The sequence below is a fragment of the Erysipelothrix piscisicarius genome (genome assembly GCF_003931795.1).
Lineage (GTDB): Bacteria > Bacillota_I > Bacilli_A > Erysipelotrichales > Erysipelotrichaceae > Erysipelothrix > Erysipelothrix piscisicarius.
On record NZ_CP034234.1, the window covers coordinates 604,410 to 621,212 of the forward strand.

Consider the following 16,803-nt stretch of genomic DNA (forward strand, 5'->3'; position numbering starts at 1 on the left):
TTTTTAAAATTCATCCGTAATTCTAGAGAATACGATATAATAGAAGATATTGAAATGAGGATGAGATATGCGATTGGATAAATTTTTAGCTCATAATGGATTTGGAACACGAAAAGATGTAAAGATTCTTGTGAAAAAGGGTATGGTTACGGTAAATCACGATGTGGTACGGGATGCAGGTATGGTTTTAAACCTTGAAAAGGATGAAGTCTTTGTTCAAGGGGAGAGTGTATCGTACCAGAAGGATATTTACTTTATGATGAACAAGCCAGCTGGATATATTTGTGAACATAATCCTGAAATGTATCCCTCTGTTTTAGAACTGATAGAATCGTATCATCGTGATTTGGCTTTTGTCGGTCGCTTGGATGCGGATACGGAAGGGTTACTCTTAATTACAAACGATGGCCAGTTTTCACATCGTGTTGCGCACAGTAAAAGTAATGTTCATAAACAATATTATGTTGAGTTGAATAAACCGTTTGACCTGCGCTTTTGTGAGGAATTAGAAAAAGGGATGATGTTAGGGGATGAACTCTTGAAACCTGCTCAAGTTGAGGTTGTGGGGGAACGCGCCATCCACTTAACAATCGGTGAAGGGAAATACCATCAAGTGAAACGCATGATGCATGCCTGCGATAATGAAGTTACGTATTTAAAACGCATTAAGATTGGTGCGTTGGAACTGGATTCATACTTACAACCCGGTGAATATCGAGATTTATCGGAGGAAGAAATCAACTTATTCATCAAATAAGTGGTAATGCGATGAGTCTTTTGTGAGGTCCATATCTTTTTTGGCCGAAAGGTATTATTATGAAGATAGTTAGAGTTGGTTTACGCGAGAGGAGCATGAAGATGGAAACAACAAATCAATCAACCAAAGTTAAAAAGTTTAAATATGTTGGATCGGTTGCGATTATTTTAATTGTGATCATCATTTCCTTTGTTTATCATTTTACAAAAGGATCCAAACCAGTAATTGTATTTAAAGATAATGCGCAATTAGAACAATACACTTACTTAAGTAATGCCGCACTACAAGATGCGATTGATCTCGAGAAGAGTAATTTTGGAACGTATCACGTTGAGTTTTTGAAAGATAGTAAGATTGTGGATCCAGAGACCATCCGACAAGAACAAATCCAGTTGTATACAACGATGCATAACATTCCCTATCCATTTCCAGAAGGGTATGATGATAAGGGAATTATGGACTTGCTAGATAACGGGGATGAAATTCCTGTTGTCGGTGATTTAGAAATGCGCTTTATCGCTTCGTTTTCAAACGGTGAAGAAGCAAGCTTTGAGAAAGTCTTTAAAGCCGTTGATACAATTCCACCCAAAATAACGTATCGCGTGGATGATAAAGAAGTTGAAAGTGGTGCACGCATTGTGGTCCAAACAGGGGATAATGAAGGGGAATTGCGTGTTACGGATACGCGATTTGATCACGATATTGAGATTCAATTCAATGCTTCAAAATCACCGGTGAAAGAGGCGACACAGCTTAAAATTGAAGCTTCTGATGGAGTCAATGAAACGCAGTATCAAGTCTATCTCGATTATGTAGATCTGGAAAATGTTTCCGAAGAGATGTATCAAATCTTAAAAAATGCCGGAGTTATTAATTTAGATCGTATCCAAGTCAAAGAGTCGTAAGACTCTTTTTTTATGGTTCTCATTAATGTCTATCACGATGTTAGATATTTGTTGACTGAAAAGACCGCTTGTGTTAATTTTTATCTACCACAACATTAGATGAAGATATAACTAAGTGTAGGAGGATGGTTTATGATCAAGAAATTAAAACGCGCATGGCGCGAAAGCAATCGTTTCAATCGATATGTGGTACTCCTTTGTAGTTTCGTATTAATTGGTGCCATGGAATTAATGGCATCGCAATATTTTGGAGCACTAACCCAATCGATATTACTGCGTGATTTTACCCAAACTCAAACCAGTTTAATAGGGTTTGGTTGTCTTACCCTCCTTGCGGTATTGATGACCTATCAGGCCCAAAAATATCAAACTCAAGTGATTGAAACAATGCGCAGTCAATTTAAAACAAAAACAGTTGATTGCATTTTGGAAAGTGATTATCGTGTCAGTTCACAACTGTAACAAGGTGATCTCATTGGACGGCTTGAAAATGATGTTTCCAGTATTGTTTCCGCAACAAATTTAAGTGTCACCTTATCCAAAGCGGTTGTACTTTTAATAATCTTATCCTTTGGGATTCTTCATATTGATGTGCGTTTATTAATCTTGTATTTTATTCCCCTTCCATTGGCTTTTATCATTCAACGTTATGCTTCACAAAAATCCAGTGATTTCATCCTTCCATGGAAAACGGCTATGGGTAAAACCAATGCCCTCACGCAAGATGTGATGAATAACCGAACGACCATAAGAACCTTTGGTTTGTATGATACGGTTGCTTCATGGGTCGAAAAAGCACTGGTGGATTCACGGGATAAGGGAATCTACGGAATCCGTTCCCTCTACTTACTGCAATTTCCATTTTCAGTCTTTGCCATGCTTCCCAATTTCCTCATTGGTATTGGTGGAACCTATCTTATCGCACACGGTGAGCTAGAATTGGGTCAACTTGTCAGTGCCTTTCTTTTAGTTCAACTGATTTCAAATGAATTTAATGTTATTGCGAATATGGTTCAAAACATTCCGCAATTATTGGTTTCAACCGAACGAATTTATCCAATTTGGGATGCTGCGAAAGAAACATTCGGGAATGCGGTGGGATCAGAGGATAGCGATCCTGTTATTGCTTTTAAAGATGTATTTTTTGGATATCCAAATACGGATACTCTCGTATTAAAGGGCTTCAATCTTGAGATTTATGATCAGGAACACGTCGGGGTTGTGGGAACCAGTGGTTCAGGGAAATCAACGCTGATGAAGCTCCTGTTAGGACTGTATACGCCTCAATCCGGGGCGGTTTATTATAAAGGGATTTCGATTCAAGATTGGGATAAACAAGCCTTACGCAATGACTTGGCGGTGGTATTTCAAAATAGTGAATTGATGAATCAAAGCATTCGTCAAAATCTTCAGTATGGCAATCAGATGGTATCGGATAAGCAACTTCATGAGGTGTTGGATCACGTTCATCTCTCAGACTTTGTGGATCAAAACGGTTTGGACTTTATTGTTGGCGAAAAGGGAAACCGCTTGTCCGGGGGACAACGTCAACGCTTGTCGATTGCACGAGCACTGCTTAAAGAGAGTGATGTCTTGTTGTTTGATGAAGCAACTTCAGCTTTAGATGTGGAAACAGAACAGCTCATCCAGCATGTTATGGATACGACAGAACGTACGCAGCTGATTATTGCGCATCGTCTTGCAACCTTACGCAATTGTGATCGCATTATTGTGATGGATCAAGGGGCGGTTGTTGCGAGTGTAACGCATCAAGAACTAATAGATCAAGATGGGATCTATGCAAGTTTAATCGCAATTCAAAATGGAGGTGATCATCATGACAAACGTATTTAAAACCATGCGACGAATATCCAAAATTGGTTCGTGGGCTTTTGTTGGCGCAATTCTAGGCGGTTGTGTTGCCAGTCTCGCAAATTTTGGTCTTAACTTTACGTTTGGAAAGATGACGCAGATTTCCATCGAACAAGCTACAGCTGGAACTTTTGATTTACAAATCCTCCTCACAATAACCGGTCTATTCCTCCTTATGTTTCCACTTCTTGTAATGGGACAAACGGGAAATCTCTAAACGCAGAGAAACGTCTCAAAGAACACATGATTCATCATATCTTACGTCAAAAAGAAGCAACAATTCGTGCTTCACATACCGGAGATATGATGACCTTATTAACCAGTGATGCGGATGTCATTAATAATTATTATTTCCAAGGATTCAATTACATGTTTATTCATCCTACTGTGGGTGGTCTTGCAGCTTTAATCACAACATTTTTTGTGGATGTACGATTTGGGATAATTGCGGTTGTGTTGGGAATTGTGAGTGTATGGGTGGCAACACGGTATGCAGACGCAATTCAAACTGATTACGTATCAGCACGAAACTTTCAAAACAAAGCAACCAATCACGTATCCGATATTATCGCAAATGAAACGATGGTGCGTTTGTATAATGCACAGAATAAGGTGGTGGATGATTATCGTGAATTAAACCAAGCGCATGCAAAGGCCCTCATAAATGCGGAAATTAAAAAGCATCGAGTAACTATGTGGAATGATGGATTTGGGGCTTTGGGTAAAATATTGTTTGTGGGAATTGGCTTTTACTTAGCACGGACTACTGATTTTGAATTTGCGAAGGTAATGTTGTTGTTACCATTACAGGCATCTATTGGATATATGTTTGGAAACTTTGGTGTTGCTTGGAACTATATTTTGGAAGTTCAAACATCTGCGGATCGCATCTTAACGATGTTGGACATGGAATGTGAAGAGGGTCGTATTGATAGACCAGACCTAAGTCTTGGGAAGGGTCATGATTTAATTACCTTTGATCAGGTTCAATTTGGATATCAACCAGATCATACCATTTTAAAGTCTGTTGATTTTACGATCAGTCCACAATCTAAGGTGGCGTTTGTGGGAGAATCGGGAAGTGGGAAGTCAACCATTTTTCAATTACTTCTTGGCTTTTATAAACCCGATCAGGGGCGGATTTTGTTGGATGGAAAGGATGTGCAAGATTATTCGCTGCAAAGTGTCCGAAATCAAATTTGTTATGTCCAACAAGAATCCCCCTTGTTCAACACCACCATCCGAGAAAACATTCGTCTAGGCAGTAAAGGCATTGTCAGTGATGCGATGATTGAGGCAGCCGCACACAAAGCCGCAATCCATGATTTTATTGTATCGCTTCCCCAAGGGTATGATACACATGTGGGCGAACAAGGTGGAATGCTTTCAGGGGGACAACGTCAACGCATCGCGATTGCACGTGCACTAATAGGTGAAGCACCCATTCTCATTATGGATGAACCAACATCCGCATTGGACAGTGAGTCAGAACAACTGATTCAAAAAGCCATCGCAAACATCCAAAACGAAAAAACAATTCTTATTGCGGCACATCGATTGAGCACCATTCGAGATGCTGATAAAATTATTGTATTAAATCAGGGTGTGATTGTGGAAATGGGAACCCATGATTCGCTATTAACAGAGCACGGTGTCTATGAACGCTTTGTGCAGTCCCAACATATTTAAAGGAGTTTACGATGAAATTTGAGAAAAAACTAAATTATGAATTTGAAGCTTATGTAATGTTTCGACGTTTTTTGACCCAAGAGGCCCCTTATGCAGAGGATGCTCATGCAATTCATGATCGCATTGATTCAATTTATAAAGGGTGTGAAGCATCGATGCTTCAAGTTCAAAAAAATTACCCCCATGCAACTGAAATTCTTGAATTACTTGGCAATGAAAAAGCGCAACTGTACTATATTCCCTTTAAATGTTTTCTTGAAATCCAAACACGTAATCAAAACGAGATTAAGGCTTTATTGGTTGAAACCATTGAAGATATTTTAAAAGCATTTTTTAGTGAAGGATCCACGCGTCATGAAGGGATTTTCCAGGTAATCAATCATGCATCGTTAAGTTATTCTGAAAAGTGGGCATTAGTAAGTATGGTCGAGTCCGCTGATGTGCTGTATCACGAGTTTAAAGGTATTGTGACAGACCTTTCAAAACCGCTGAAACAAATGTTATCGGTGTTTGATCAAGAAATTGAGGTTTTAAACCAAGAGTGGACCGCGCGTCTTGAGTCAAATACTTATATTGAATATCTTCGTGATACGTTTGGAATTGTTTGGGATGATCATGAGGGGATTATTTATCCAAGTGTGATGGCTAATAATTCATTTGTGGATGTAACGTATTTGGGAATTACGATGACAGAAGCATTTTTAAGTCGAAATCAACTCAGCGATAAAAATGCATGTAAGATGATGAAAAGTATGGGTGATCCAAGTAAATTTGCGATTTTAAAAGCCTTGAATCATGGACAAAAATACGGAAAGGAACTCGCGACCCTGCTTGATTTAACACCCGCAACCATTTCCTATCACATCCAAGAATTATTAAATGATGGGTTGATTCAATGTGAACCCAGCAGCAATAAACGGGTTTATTATAATATTGCGAAAGACAGGGTTCGAGAATTGTTGGTGTTTGTGGAACACGAACTGGAACTCTAAAAAAAAAACACTTTAAGAGTGGAGTAGTAAACTAAAAGTAGACAAGTAAAAAAGACTTGTCTACTTTTTTGTGTAATAATAAAATCAGAGATAAAACGGAGGTATTAATGATGGGAAGACCCAAAGGTGGATTAAATAATAAATGGACTTATGAGGATCGTATTAAAGTCGTTACACGTCATATTGATGAACATATAAGTGCTGCGAAACTATCACAAGAAACAGGAATACCTAAAGGAACGATTAATGGTTGGATTGATCGATTCATGCGTGATGGTAAAGAGGGTTTAAAAAACAAGAAAAAGACAGGAAATCATTTTTCTGCGCTTCATACGAGTAAATCATTAACTGAGCTCGAACGACTTCAACTCGAAATTCTAAAACGAGATATTGAGATTGCACGATTAAAAAAAGGGTACCAGGTGAAAGGAGTTGGTGTAAACAAGGAGTTCGTTACTTTAAAAGACAAGAATTCCAAATAGCACATGACTTATCTTTTAAACATCCGATTACGTTCATTCTTAGATTTATGAATTTGAACCGATCTGGTTATTACAAGTGGTTAAAGCATAAGAATGATCTCAATATTTATGAACAAAAAAGAGCGATTCTTAGCTTTGTGATTAAAGACTGGCATCGCCGTTTTCCAAGTTATGGTTATCATGATATCGCTGCAGTCATGAGAAAGCAAAGTGATTTAGGGATTGAATTTTCCGATAATTTAATCCACAAGTGTTGCAAGTTTTTAAATATTAAATCAAAAGTTAAACACTATTCCTATAAAAAACCTGGAACACAAAGTCGAATTTATCCTAATATTATAAAGAATCAATGGAGGGCAACCAAACCTTTAGAAATTATTGTTTCAGATATGACACATATTCGAAACAAAGGGATTAATTATGAATGGACTTTAATGGTTGATACCTTTAACAATGAAATTATCAGTTCTGCATTATCGCGTACAACTGGTGATCCTAAGCCTTACTACAAGTGTCTCGAGGATCTCCTTGCGCTACTTAAGGATAATAAAAAAACAGCTCCCACGATTCTTCACACAGATCAAGGAGCTGTCTACCACTCTAAAGCTTTCGCTAAAGCGCATGAAAATTATAACATAATTAGATCTATGTCGCGAGCTGGAACACCTACAGATAATCCAATTATCGAATCATTAAATGGATGGATTAAAGCAGAAATGGCGTGTGATTATCAATACTGGTCCGTAGATAACTTTGAAAATTTTATCGAAGAATATGTACATTATTTCAATTTTGAAAGACCTGCTTACTGTTTAAATTACAAAACCCCTATCCAATATAAAATGGATAAGGGTTTCTAGTCTTTTATTAATGTCTACTTTTGTTTGACAACTCCATTTAAGAGTGTGTTTTTTTACGGAAATAGAGGAATTAATGATTCAACCATGGATATAGTCCGGGTTAACATCTTGGATTTTTCAAAGGAAAGGGTAAGTCTCTGTGTGGAAACCTCTAAGTGGAAACCTCTAAGTTTTTCACAACTGGCGTTATTCCACAATTACGATAGACATCGTATAGATACAAAATGATTTGAGTTGATAATTCGATGAGAATACTCCAGTAGTGTATCAAAAACACAATAAATACATACAAAAATATCAAGATAATAGACAAATAATGCGTTGTACAGCATTGTCTCGAATGATAAAGTTATTTTTAATACGGGGGAAAAAATGTACAAATCAAGTAAAAAAAATTTACTATCAATTATGTTACCAATAATTGTAGTCCAAGTTATTTTTGTTTTAAAGCAAGAAATATTTAATTTCGATGCTTCTTTCTATTATTATACAATAACAAATCCAGGATTCTTTTTTGTTTATTATTTAATAATAATTAGTTTAGAGAGCATATATGCTCTAAATTTCGAATATCTCATCACACAAAATAAATTTGATGATTTAGTAATATTAAGAACTGGATATTTTAAGTATTATTCGAGCAAGATCAAAAACGTAATAAAGCGAACTCTTTTTATTTCGTTGTTACAACAAATTTCGTTACTATTAATCATTATATTTATCAAATCTCCACTGACCTTTGAAGTCAATGATCCGACATTAACGCAAATGTTACCGTTTAGCACACATAATACGATTAATTTCTTTGTTTATTTTTTACTTTCAATTATCGGAACCACAGTTTATTGTGTCTTTTTAAGCAGTTTAATTTATTATATAAAAAATAAATACTTATATACTGCACTAAGTCCATTAATTTCTATCACAACTATTTTTATAGTTGGAGTTTTTATCATTCCATTTACGAATAAATTAAGTGCATTGAAGAACTTATCAATGTATTTCTATAGCTTGGTTATAGGAAATCTTCCAACAGTTGGCAACTTCTCATCGGGAGCAAACAGACTTAACATATTCCTTGCTTCTATTGTTCTGTACCTTTTAATATCGATTCTTTTTTATGTTATAACTGTTAAAAAGAGAGAAACAGAAGGATGAACCCAAATAGAAAAATACTTTCGTGTGTTTCAAAGAAACAGTATATCTTGTTGTTTATATTTACAATTCTAAATATAATTGAATACGCTCTTATTTATAATTCAGGAGCGCGTGCTATCGCTGTTTTGTTGAATCATAATTTTTATTGGATGAGTTTAAATGTTGTATGTCTAATAATTGGTTTTACTATAGTTTATAAAATCTCAAAAACAAAAATTTTTCTGTTGGCTCGTGTAAATGATCGCGAATTATCGATAAGGTTACAGAGGACTATTTTTTTAATTTTTTGCTATGGTACGCTAGCACATATAATACCCGTAATATTTTTTGTTAAATTTGAATTTCTCACAATTTTATTTATCTATATCTTGTCACTACTTATACTGTACTACAGTATATCTTTACTCTTATCCTTCGTAATTTATTTTAATAACCGATATTTTTTATTTGTTTCGCTCTTAAGTTTTTTGTTAACTTTTGGATTTCACGTTGTGTTTATGTCAGTTTTATAAAAAGGAGTAACCTATGTTAATATTAGAAAATATAAAAAAAAGCTATAAGGATTTAACTGTTTTAGAAAATCTAAATTTAGAACTAAACGATCATTCAATCATTTATATAAAAGGTAAAAACGGATGCGGTAAATCAACTTTACTAAAAATTATATCTGGAATACTAAAAGCGGATGGTGGCAGTATAAAAACAAATTATAAAAATATAGGGGCTCTTATTGAAAATCCCTCTCTTATAGAAGACCAAACATTAATAAAAAACCTCAAATTTTTATTTCATATAAAATCAAATTTTAATTATGAATATGTAAAAGAATTAGCAGACGCTTTTGATTTAGAAATCGATAGTAAAATCAAAATGAAAAATTATAGTGTTGGGATGAGACAGAAAGCGGGTCTAATTCAGGCAATCATGGAAGATCAAGATCTTATTCTTCTTGACGAGCCAACACGCGGTCTCGATGATGAATCTATTTTAAGTTTCACAAATATAATCAGTAATATGAAGGCGAAAACAATCATAATTTGTTCACATGATGAAATAGAAGACATAAATTTTGATAAGAAATTAGAGCTCGTAAATGGTAAATTGGAAAAAATATAGATTTTTCTTACTTAACCTATTATTAATATTGTCTTGTATAACAAAAAATGTTGCAGATAGTAGTCAGATTGAACACCTTATTTTTAAAATCCCTTCGAGTAATTTCACATTAATGAAACTTTGTGCTTCTTTATTAGTTTCTATTTTTAATATTCTATATGTATTTGATTTCTTGACTCCATATTTGGATGTTGAGACAAATATTAAAATCAGAAAAAAAGAGAAGTATTATTATTTTATATTTGAAAAATTAATATTCTCAATCATAACAATTTTTACAACAAATTCGCTTTTTATTTATTTTGTTCAAGCAGATTCTTTAGGTGTTTTCATACATTTAGAATACTACTTATTACTTTGTCTTTTTGGAATCATGTTTCTTTACAACAAGAAAAATTCACACATTACTTTTTTTGTGTCTTTAGTAGCGATGATTGCCTATAGACTTATTTAAAGGGAATCAATTCATTTGTAATTACAAAATTAACCAAGGATTTAGTTCAGTGTTCGCACATTGTTGTTGTTTGTGAAACATGAATTCTAAGCAAAAAACACACTTCTAGAGTGTGTTTTTTCTTTTATCAAATCTCAACCGCACCACTTTCACTTTTATTAAAGTCTATCTCATAGGCCGTTTTGAAGTCAAATATTTTTCGCGGCATTGAGTTAATTTTGAAGCAAATATCATCAAGATATTGTTGCGCTATATCATACATTGATTTTCCTTTTGGTATAAACCTTCTAACGATTGCATTCGCTCGTTCATTGGTTCCACGTTGAAAAGAACAGTATGGATCACACTTATATAGTTTCACACCCAACCGCTTGGCTGTAATTCCTAATGTTTTAAATTCAAGTCCATTATCTACTGTTATCGATTTCGTGGTTATATTATTCTCTTCAATAAATTTTCGAATTAAGTTTGATGTGTAATAGTCATATCGATATTCTGCTTTAATAAGCCAGGTCATTCTTGAGCAGCGGTCTACAATGGATATAATCGCTGCAGATTCATGTTTCTTACCGATTATAGAGTCGATTTCGAGATGGCCAATCTCGTTACGTTCCTCAATGTATTTAGGTCTAAGGCTAATTGGAAGTACCGTTTTCTCTTCCAAGTTCCATCTCAAGTGATTCATCATTCCACTAATTCTCTTTTTACGTTTTCGACGTTTATAGCACATTCTATTTGGTTTTATATCAAGTTTACCTTGATTAATCCAGTTATAGACTTGCTGCGATGAAACACACGGTTTATATGGATGATATCGTTTATAGTTACTCAAGCATACTTCTACCCAATGAACTTTAGGATCATAGTGAGAATGCAGATATTCGATTAAGTGGGAATATTTTTCTCGAATATCAATCGTTCGTTTCTTATAGACATTATTTTTATATCTAGAAATCGTAGAATGAGATATATTGAGTTTACGTGCTGCCTTGCGCATAGAGTAGCCGATGCTTAATAGAATATCAATTTGGTCTTTCATTTTTTTATCTAATTGTTTATACTTCATATGGGAGCTCCTTTTAGTGAACCGCACCCCGAATCTTGGACAAAGATGAGGAGGTGCGGTTTTTTATGGCTAAGCTAACACGAAAACAAAAAATTGAAATATATGAAAAACGAAAGTTAGGACAATCAGTATGTTCATTAGTAAATGAGTATGGTATTAATAAATCAAGTATTAAATATTTGGTAAGACTTATCGATCAACATGGACCCAATGTTCTAAGACGAAACAAAAATCACTTTTATTCTCATGAATTTAAGTCAGAAGTAATAAATCGGATATTAATGGATGGAGAAAGTACAATAGCTGTCGCCATCGAACTTGGATTAAGTTCTGATGGATTGATTTACAATTGGATTAAAAATTATAAAGAAAACGGCTATAATGTCATAGAACGGAAACGAGGTAAACCATCTATGACAAAACCAACTAAACTGTTAACAGTTAATGATGAACTAAAGGCATTGAAGAAAAACAAGTATTTGGAAGCGGAGAATGAATATTTAAAAATTGAATGCCGTAGTGAAACAAAGGTGGAGCGCGAAAGAAGAAAACCAGAGTAGTTTCCTTACTACGACAAAAATATCCCTTAGAGATTCTTTTAAAAATATCCGGACTCGCTCGATCTACTTACTACTTCTACGTTTCAAAAATTGATTTTGATACCAAAAACGACGAACTCATGCAAGAGATTATAGAAATCTATTATGATCACAAAGGACGATATGGTTATCGTAGAATTACTTTAGAACTAAATAATCGAGGAATTCGTGTAAATCACAAGAAAGTCTTGAGACTTATGAATAAAATGGGATTACATTCAATCATAAGAAAGAAACGTAAGTATTCTTCATATAAAGGGACAGTGGGAACCATTGTTGAGAATCGAGTTCAAAGAGATTTTGAAGCTGATAAACCCAATCAAAAATGGTTTACGGATATCACTGAGTTTAATGTGCAAGGGAAGAAAATCTATCTTTCACCAATACTTGATGCATATGGTAGATACATTGTATCTTACAACATATCTACAAGTCCTAATTTGGATCAAACTAGAGACATGCTTCACAAGGCATTTTCTTGTAACGATACGCAAGGAACAATTATTCATTCGGATAGAGGATGGCAATACCAACATCAATTTTATGTGAAAGAATTAGAAGCACATTCGATGATTAGAAGTATGTCAAGAAAGGGAAATAGTATTGATAACGGACTCATGGAGGGCTTTTTTGGGCTACTAAAATCAGAAATGTATTATGACCAAGAACATAAGTATAAAAAGGTAGAAGAATTAGTTGATGCAATTGATGAATATATCGACTCTTATAATAACAAGAGAATTAAGAGCAAACTAAAAGGACTGACCCCTGTTCAATACAGGAATCAATCCTTAAATTTAAAAGATAATTAGCTTGTCCAAAATTTGGGGTTCAGTTCATAGTCGGGTGGGCTCCTTTTATTATACAAAAACAACCGCACCTTGGGTGGTGCGGTTGAGATTTGAATTTAGGAAAAACAGCGAGTGTAACACGCTGTTTTTTTATTAACTTACGAAAGTGAAGCCTTAATTAATACTCATAACGTCCTAACATTTCAGTGTTCTCAACGCGCCACGAAATAAGTTTAACGCGGACAATGATGCCATAAAGACCAAATGTGATGAGGGTTAAAAACCACCATAAAACCCAATGACCAAAAAGACTTACAGAATCACCGTTAAAGCGGAAGCGCTCACCATTAATGACAGTATGTTCTGATTCCCAACGATATGTTCGAACGAGAATCCAAGGTGTCCCTAAACCGAGTGTAAAGATTGCAATAATAATATTAACCAATTGTAATGTAATATAGGACCAGATTGATCCGTCAAAGTATGATGATTTCATATAAATCCTCTTTTCTATTTTTTAGTTCGATGCTTTAAAAAGTAAAATACGATGGAACCAATTCCAAGTATCAGAATGGTTGCGAATATCATTGTTTGCCAGGAGCCAAAGACTACGATCGCGATATAATTAATCATTGCAATGATAATTCCTAATAATGTAATTAGACCATAGAAGCTCTTCATCGCAATCCCAAATTGGTGACTAATTATATGCTTCTTTTTTTCGGCATAAAATCCTGCCAAAACTATCGCGATGGTTACGACAATAACGAGCCAATTAAGTTTGAAAAATGTACTCATAAGATCTTCCCCCTATATTTTAATGAACTCAGATTGATTAAGATTATAATCATGAAGACTATAGCTGTACGTGTTGAAACTATCATAAGTCCTATAGGCATAGGTTTGTGATGAAGGAATCATAAACGACATATATTGTGTATAGTCAATGGTTTTTCGCTGTGTTATAACGTTACCTTTAGCAATATCAACACCATTAAGGATGTGTTGAGCGGTAATAATGAGTTCATGATCTGACTCAGGTTTTTGGGCGCTTAGTTTGGAATAGAGCGCTTTAATAAATCGAGAAGGCGGTGTTAAATCCCCAGGAATTCCAAAAGTCCCACTGCCTTGTCCGAATGGCTTGAACTCTTGACCGTAGAGCGTTCTTGCTTCTACATGTCCCGGATCAAGGCCGATATAATTTCGAATGTTGGTTAGATGCCAAGGATAATCGGGACTATTTGTGAGGACGCCAATTTGATTTGTATAAATTTGGATTCCTTGTGGTGTCGGTTCTACAATAATCGAGGCACCGGTTGCATCTTGAAATACCCAATGCAGGGGTGGTACAATTCCTAAAAATTCAATAACATGATGTGTGATCGGATGTCGTGCAAACATTAGCCGAACATCTTCAACAGTCTTGCAGTGTGCAAGAACCCACATCACGACTTCATGCGGTGCAAGTGATTGATTGACTATCGCATCGTGCTCATAATGCGCAAAACCTTCAAAGTATAATGCAGCAGCGGCGAGACCGTATTCATTGACGCCATCTGCCAACGCGTAAGAACCAATGTTTTTAGCGAGGCCAAAATAAGCAAAATGATTTGTAACTTCATTATCTAAAAAAAGCAAAATGAAGCGGAACATGGCGTGGAATGAGAATCATTTCTGGATCAAGTTCGAAAGAAAAATCCATCGTGCGAGCCATTAAAAAATGATCCTGAGTACTTTTTAATGTGATGTTTGTACACATAAAAACACCTCCCAAGTTTACCTTGCATGACCATTATAGGGGAATTCTTAATAGAATACATAAAACGAAGCCGATTTCGCAAGAATATCATGATTCCATCACAAAGCATAATGACGCGACATTCCTTTCATCCATAATTTATTAACAAAATATCACACGAGCTCTGGCATTGGATGATACGATAAATATAAGAAAAAAGCCGGGAGGTGTATGATGATATTACTTGGAGAAGTTGCACAGTTTTCAGATATTGCATTTAATGTCATACTAGGTGGTTTTGGTATGTTTTTACTGGGAATCAAGTTGCTTGGGGATGGTTTTAAAGATGCAGCGGGATCAAAAATACGGGATTATATTGAGCGCTATACGGGTAATTTACTTTCTGCGATTCTTGTAGGTACTGTTATTACAGCATTAATGCAGTCCAGCACCGCTGCGACCGTTATTTCCATTAGTCTAGTGCTGGCAGGCCTTATGAGTCTTGAAGCCGCGATTGGAATCTCTGTGGGAGCGAATTTAGGGACGACGGTAACGGCATTAATGATTGGTTTGAATATTGAAGCGATGGGTTATTATTTTGTCTTTATTGGGGCCTTAATCCTGCTCACAAAGAAACGATATAAAAGTGTCGGGCAAATATTCTTTGGACTTGGAATTACGTTTGTAGGGCTTGAGTTGATGAGTGATCAATTGATCATCTTACAAGATGTTCCACAGTTTGAAGCATATTTGGTTAAGATGTCTGATAATCCATGGCTTGCGCTTTTAGCGGGAACGATTGGTACTGCAGTTATCAACTCTTCGATGGCTGTGATTGCCCTTGTACAAAAAATATATGCAGGGGGCGGTATGACAATGGTTGCAGCTTCCGCATTTGTTTATGGATCCAATGTCGGCACAACTTTAACGGCAATTCTTGCTTCTGCGGGAGGATCTGTATCGACGAAACGAGCCGGTTGGTTCCATGCACTTTATAACGTGATTGGTGCCTTGATAACCATGTTATTTATCTATCCGTACTCGAATTTTATTCTCTATATTAATGGGAAGATGGGTGGATCACCAGAAATGGCTGTAGGAATTAATCATTTTGTCTTCAATTTAATTTGGGTTGTGGGGATTATTCCCTTTATTCCCGCATGTATTCGTCTTTTAAAAGTTCTAATACCAGGGGAAGATCGCATTAAAGAACGAGAAAAAATTGAAGCGTTGGATTATGAATTAATTAAGAAGTTCCCGGATGGTGCGTTTCAATTAGCACAAAAACAAACACTTCAGATGGCTGATTTGGTTGTTGAATCTTTGGAAACAACACATGACTACCTAACAACGCAAGACGAAGAAGATTTAGATGTCATCGGACAGTTGGAGGAGATGGTTAATGATTTGGACTACAATTTAACGCGCTATCTTCTTGCGATTGCGAAGGATACGCAACTTGATGGCCGTATGGCAGAACAGTACTCAACCAGTGTTGATATCGTGAAAAATATTGAGAGAATGGGAGATATAACGACAAATATTGCGGAGTTTTATGAACGCATCTTTGAAAATCGAGGTACGTTCTCAGAAGAAGCACTGTTTGATTTGGAAACAATGTATAAACTCGTTTTGGATATGATTCAACGAAGTTTTAAAATGCTTAAATCGGATTCACTTCAAGGATATGAAAAACTTGTACAGGATGAAGACTACCTCGATTTAATTGATGAGAAGTACCGTGAACGTCATTTCCATCGTATCTCGGATGGTATTTGTGACGATCCGATTGCAAGTAGTTTGTATGTAGATATTCTTGCGTCTTTAGAACGCTTAGGGGATCACTGCATAAATATTGTGGAGAAGGTAAAAGAACGTAATCCCGAGGAAGGGGTTGAGAAGATTCGTATGGATTCCATAAATTAAGAAGTGTGAAAAGGAGTAGGTAATGGAAATTACAATAACGGAACTACAAGAATATTTAAAGGATCATTACCAAGATGGTGGTGTCGATCAAAGTTTGTTTATGAAACTGGTCGAGGAAATGGGGGAAGTGGCTGAGGTTCTAAATAAAAAAGCTGGTCGTAAATCATCAAGTGATGAAGATTTAGACTTGCAATTAGGTCATGAATTGGCAGATCTAATGCACTATGCCATGGCCATTGCGGCACTCAATGACATTGATATGAATGCAATGATCCTCTCAAAAGATAAAGAAGCTTCAAATAAATATCATCATACAACAGATTTAGAATCGTTTGTCTCAGCACAAAGAGTCATCAAATCACGCGCAAAATCATCAAATAATATCCCGAAATAGGATG

Annotated in this window: 18 protein-coding genes and 1 pseudogene; 14 read left to right on the forward strand and 5 right to left on the reverse strand. The window is 35.6% G+C overall.

The window, feature by feature from the left end; all coding sequences use genetic code 11:
* The first annotated feature begins 67 nt into the window (after positions 1-67).
* The 11 genes from EEI45_RS02955 (at position 68) to EEI45_RS03000 (ending at position 9,831) form a co-directional block, all read left to right on the forward strand.
* The gene (locus EEI45_RS02955; protein WP_125164090.1) at positions 68-757 is read left to right on the forward strand and encodes a pseudouridine synthase; all 690 of its coding nucleotides are present in this window, start codon (positions 68-70) and stop codon (positions 755-757) included.
* Positions 758-858: 101 nt separating this feature from the next.
* Entirely contained in the window at positions 859-1,662 is an 804-nt protein-coding gene (locus tag EEI45_RS02960) for a hypothetical protein (RefSeq protein WP_125164091.1), read from the forward strand.
* Between the two features lie 132 nt (positions 1,663-1,794).
* Entirely contained in the window at positions 1,795-2,124 is a 330-nt protein-coding gene (locus EEI45_RS08980; protein ID WP_228410484.1) for a hypothetical protein, read from the forward strand.
* Positions 2,125-2,136: 12 nt separating this feature from the next.
* The gene (locus EEI45_RS02965) at positions 2,137-3,516 is read left to right on the forward strand and encodes an ABC transporter ATP-binding protein (RefSeq protein ID WP_228410563.1); all 1,380 of its coding nucleotides are present in this window, start codon (positions 2,137-2,139) and stop codon (positions 3,514-3,516) included.
* The gene (locus EEI45_RS08985) at positions 3,500-3,751 is read left to right on the forward strand and encodes a hypothetical protein (protein WP_228410485.1); all 252 of its coding nucleotides are present in this window, start codon (positions 3,500-3,502) and stop codon (positions 3,749-3,751) included. The genes EEI45_RS02965 and EEI45_RS08985 overlap by 17 nt, the downstream gene beginning before the upstream one ends.
* Positions 3,752-3,777: 26 nt before the next feature.
* Entirely contained in the window at positions 3,778-5,223 is a 1,446-nt protein-coding gene (locus EEI45_RS02970) for an ABC transporter ATP-binding protein (RefSeq protein WP_267128143.1), read from the forward strand.
* Between the two features lie 11 nt (positions 5,224-5,234).
* Entirely contained in the window at positions 5,235-6,215 is a 981-nt protein-coding gene (locus EEI45_RS02975) for an ArsR/SmtB family transcription factor (protein ID WP_125164092.1), read from the forward strand.
* Positions 6,216-6,322: 107 nt separating this feature from the next.
* Positions 6,323-6,697 carry a helix-turn-helix domain-containing protein gene (locus EEI45_RS02980; protein WP_181950066.1) on the forward strand — a complete coding sequence of 125 codons (375 nt, stop codon included), beginning with the start codon at positions 6,323-6,325 and terminating at the stop codon, positions 6,695-6,697.
* The gene (locus EEI45_RS02985; RefSeq protein ID WP_267128160.1) at positions 6,694-7,557 is read left to right on the forward strand and encodes an IS3 family transposase; all 864 of its coding nucleotides are present in this window, start codon (positions 6,694-6,696) and stop codon (positions 7,555-7,557) included. Before EEI45_RS02980 ends, EEI45_RS02985 begins: the two co-directional genes overlap by 4 nt.
* A 372-nt stretch (positions 7,558-7,929) precedes the next feature.
* Complete coding sequence (locus EEI45_RS02990; protein WP_125164094.1) at positions 7,930-8,715, forward strand: hypothetical protein; 786 nt, start codon at positions 7,930-7,932, stop codon at positions 8,713-8,715.
* A gap of 525 nt (positions 8,716-9,240) precedes the next feature.
* Entirely contained in the window at positions 9,241-9,831 is a 591-nt protein-coding gene (locus EEI45_RS03000; protein ID WP_125164096.1) for an ATP-binding cassette domain-containing protein, read from the forward strand.
* 581 nt (positions 9,832-10,412) lie between these two features.
* Here EEI45_RS03000 and EEI45_RS03010 read toward each other — a convergent pair.
* The gene (locus EEI45_RS03010) at positions 10,413-11,351 is read right to left on the reverse strand and encodes an IS30 family transposase (RefSeq protein ID WP_125163807.1); all 939 of its coding nucleotides are present in this window, start codon (positions 11,349-11,351) and stop codon (positions 10,413-10,415) included.
* A 65-nt stretch (positions 11,352-11,416) separates the two neighbouring features.
* Between EEI45_RS03010 and EEI45_RS03015 the strand changes: the two are divergent.
* Positions 11,417-12,762 (forward strand): annotated as a pseudogene (locus EEI45_RS03015) (IS3 family transposase).
* Between the two features lie 157 nt (positions 12,763-12,919).
* Here the strand turns inward: EEI45_RS03015 and EEI45_RS03020 are convergent.
* The 4 genes from EEI45_RS03020 to EEI45_RS09890 are packed head-to-tail and all read right to left on the reverse strand — an operon-like array spanning position 12,920 to position 14,500.
* On the reverse strand, positions 12,920-13,237 hold the full coding sequence (locus EEI45_RS03020; RefSeq protein WP_125164098.1) for a DUF898 family protein: 318 nt from the start codon (positions 13,235-13,237) through the stop codon (positions 12,920-12,922).
* 14 nt (positions 13,238-13,251) lie between these two features.
* On the reverse strand, positions 13,252-13,539 hold the full coding sequence (locus EEI45_RS03025; RefSeq protein WP_125164099.1) for an MFS transporter: 288 nt from the start codon (positions 13,537-13,539) through the stop codon (positions 13,252-13,254).
* A gap of 12 nt (positions 13,540-13,551) precedes the next feature.
* A complete protein-coding gene (locus tag EEI45_RS03030; protein ID WP_267128144.1) occupies positions 13,552-14,394 on the reverse strand; it encodes a linear amide C-N hydrolase in 843 nt (280 codons plus the stop codon).
* Positions 14,363-14,500: a linear amide C-N hydrolase gene (locus EEI45_RS09890; RefSeq protein WP_267128145.1), complete on the reverse strand. Its 138-nt coding sequence runs from the start codon at positions 14,498-14,500 to the stop codon at positions 14,363-14,365. The genes EEI45_RS03030 and EEI45_RS09890 overlap by 32 nt, the downstream gene beginning before the upstream one ends.
* 213 nt (positions 14,501-14,713) lie before the next feature.
* Between EEI45_RS09890 and EEI45_RS03035 the strand changes: the two genes are divergently transcribed.
* A complete protein-coding gene (locus tag EEI45_RS03035) occupies positions 14,714-16,405 on the forward strand; it encodes a Na/Pi cotransporter family protein (RefSeq protein ID WP_125164100.1) in 1,692 nt (563 codons plus the stop codon).
* A gap of 22 nt (positions 16,406-16,427) precedes the next feature.
* Positions 16,428-16,799: a MazG nucleotide pyrophosphohydrolase domain-containing protein gene (locus tag EEI45_RS03040; RefSeq protein WP_125164101.1), complete on the forward strand. Its 372-nt coding sequence runs from the start codon at positions 16,428-16,430 to the stop codon at positions 16,797-16,799.
* Positions 16,800-16,803: the final 4 nt, after the last annotated feature.

Bases quoted from the DNA above. Each gene is read 5' to 3' on its own strand.
- EEI45_RS02955 (WP_125164090.1), top strand. From the start codon at position 68: ATGCGATTGGATAAATTTTTAGCTCATAATGGATTTGGAACACGAAAA.
- EEI45_RS02970 (WP_267128143.1), top strand. From the start codon at position 3,778: ATGATTCATCATATCTTACGTCAAAAAGAAGCAACAATTCGTGCTTCA.
- EEI45_RS02975 (WP_125164092.1), top strand. From the start codon at position 5,235: ATGAAATTTGAGAAAAAACTAAATTATGAATTTGAAGCTTATGTAATG.
- EEI45_RS09890 (WP_267128145.1), bottom strand. From the start codon at position 14,500: ATGTGTACAAACATCACATTAAAAAGTACTCAGGATCATTTTTTAATG.
- EEI45_RS03000 (WP_125164096.1), top strand. From the start codon at position 9,241: ATGTTAATATTAGAAAATATAAAAAAAAGCTATAAGGATTTAACTGTT.
- EEI45_RS03010 (WP_125163807.1), bottom strand. From the start codon at position 11,351: ATGAAGTATAAACAATTAGATAAAAAAATGAAAGACCAAATTGATATT.
- EEI45_RS03020 (WP_125164098.1), bottom strand. From the start codon at position 13,237: ATGAAATCATCATACTTTGACGGATCAATCTGGTCCTATATTACATTA.
- EEI45_RS02980 (WP_181950066.1), top strand. From the start codon at position 6,323: ATGATGGGAAGACCCAAAGGTGGATTAAATAATAAATGGACTTATGAG.
- EEI45_RS03025 (WP_125164099.1), bottom strand. From the start codon at position 13,539: ATGAGTACATTTTTCAAACTTAATTGGCTCGTTATTGTCGTAACCATC.
- EEI45_RS03040 (WP_125164101.1), top strand. From the start codon at position 16,428: ATGGAAATTACAATAACGGAACTACAAGAATATTTAAAGGATCATTAC.
- EEI45_RS08985 (WP_228410485.1), top strand. From the start codon at position 3,500: ATGACAAACGTATTTAAAACCATGCGACGAATATCCAAAATTGGTTCG.
- EEI45_RS03030 (WP_267128144.1), bottom strand. From the start codon at position 14,394: ATGTTCCGCTTCATTTTGCTTTTTTTAGATAATGAAGTTACAAATCAT.
- EEI45_RS02990 (WP_125164094.1), top strand. From the start codon at position 7,930: ATGTACAAATCAAGTAAAAAAAATTTACTATCAATTATGTTACCAATA.
- EEI45_RS02960 (WP_125164091.1), top strand. From the start codon at position 859: ATGGAAACAACAAATCAATCAACCAAAGTTAAAAAGTTTAAATATGTT.
- EEI45_RS08980 (WP_228410484.1), top strand. From the start codon at position 1,795: ATGATCAAGAAATTAAAACGCGCATGGCGCGAAAGCAATCGTTTCAAT.
- EEI45_RS03035 (WP_125164100.1), top strand. From the start codon at position 14,714: ATGATATTACTTGGAGAAGTTGCACAGTTTTCAGATATTGCATTTAAT.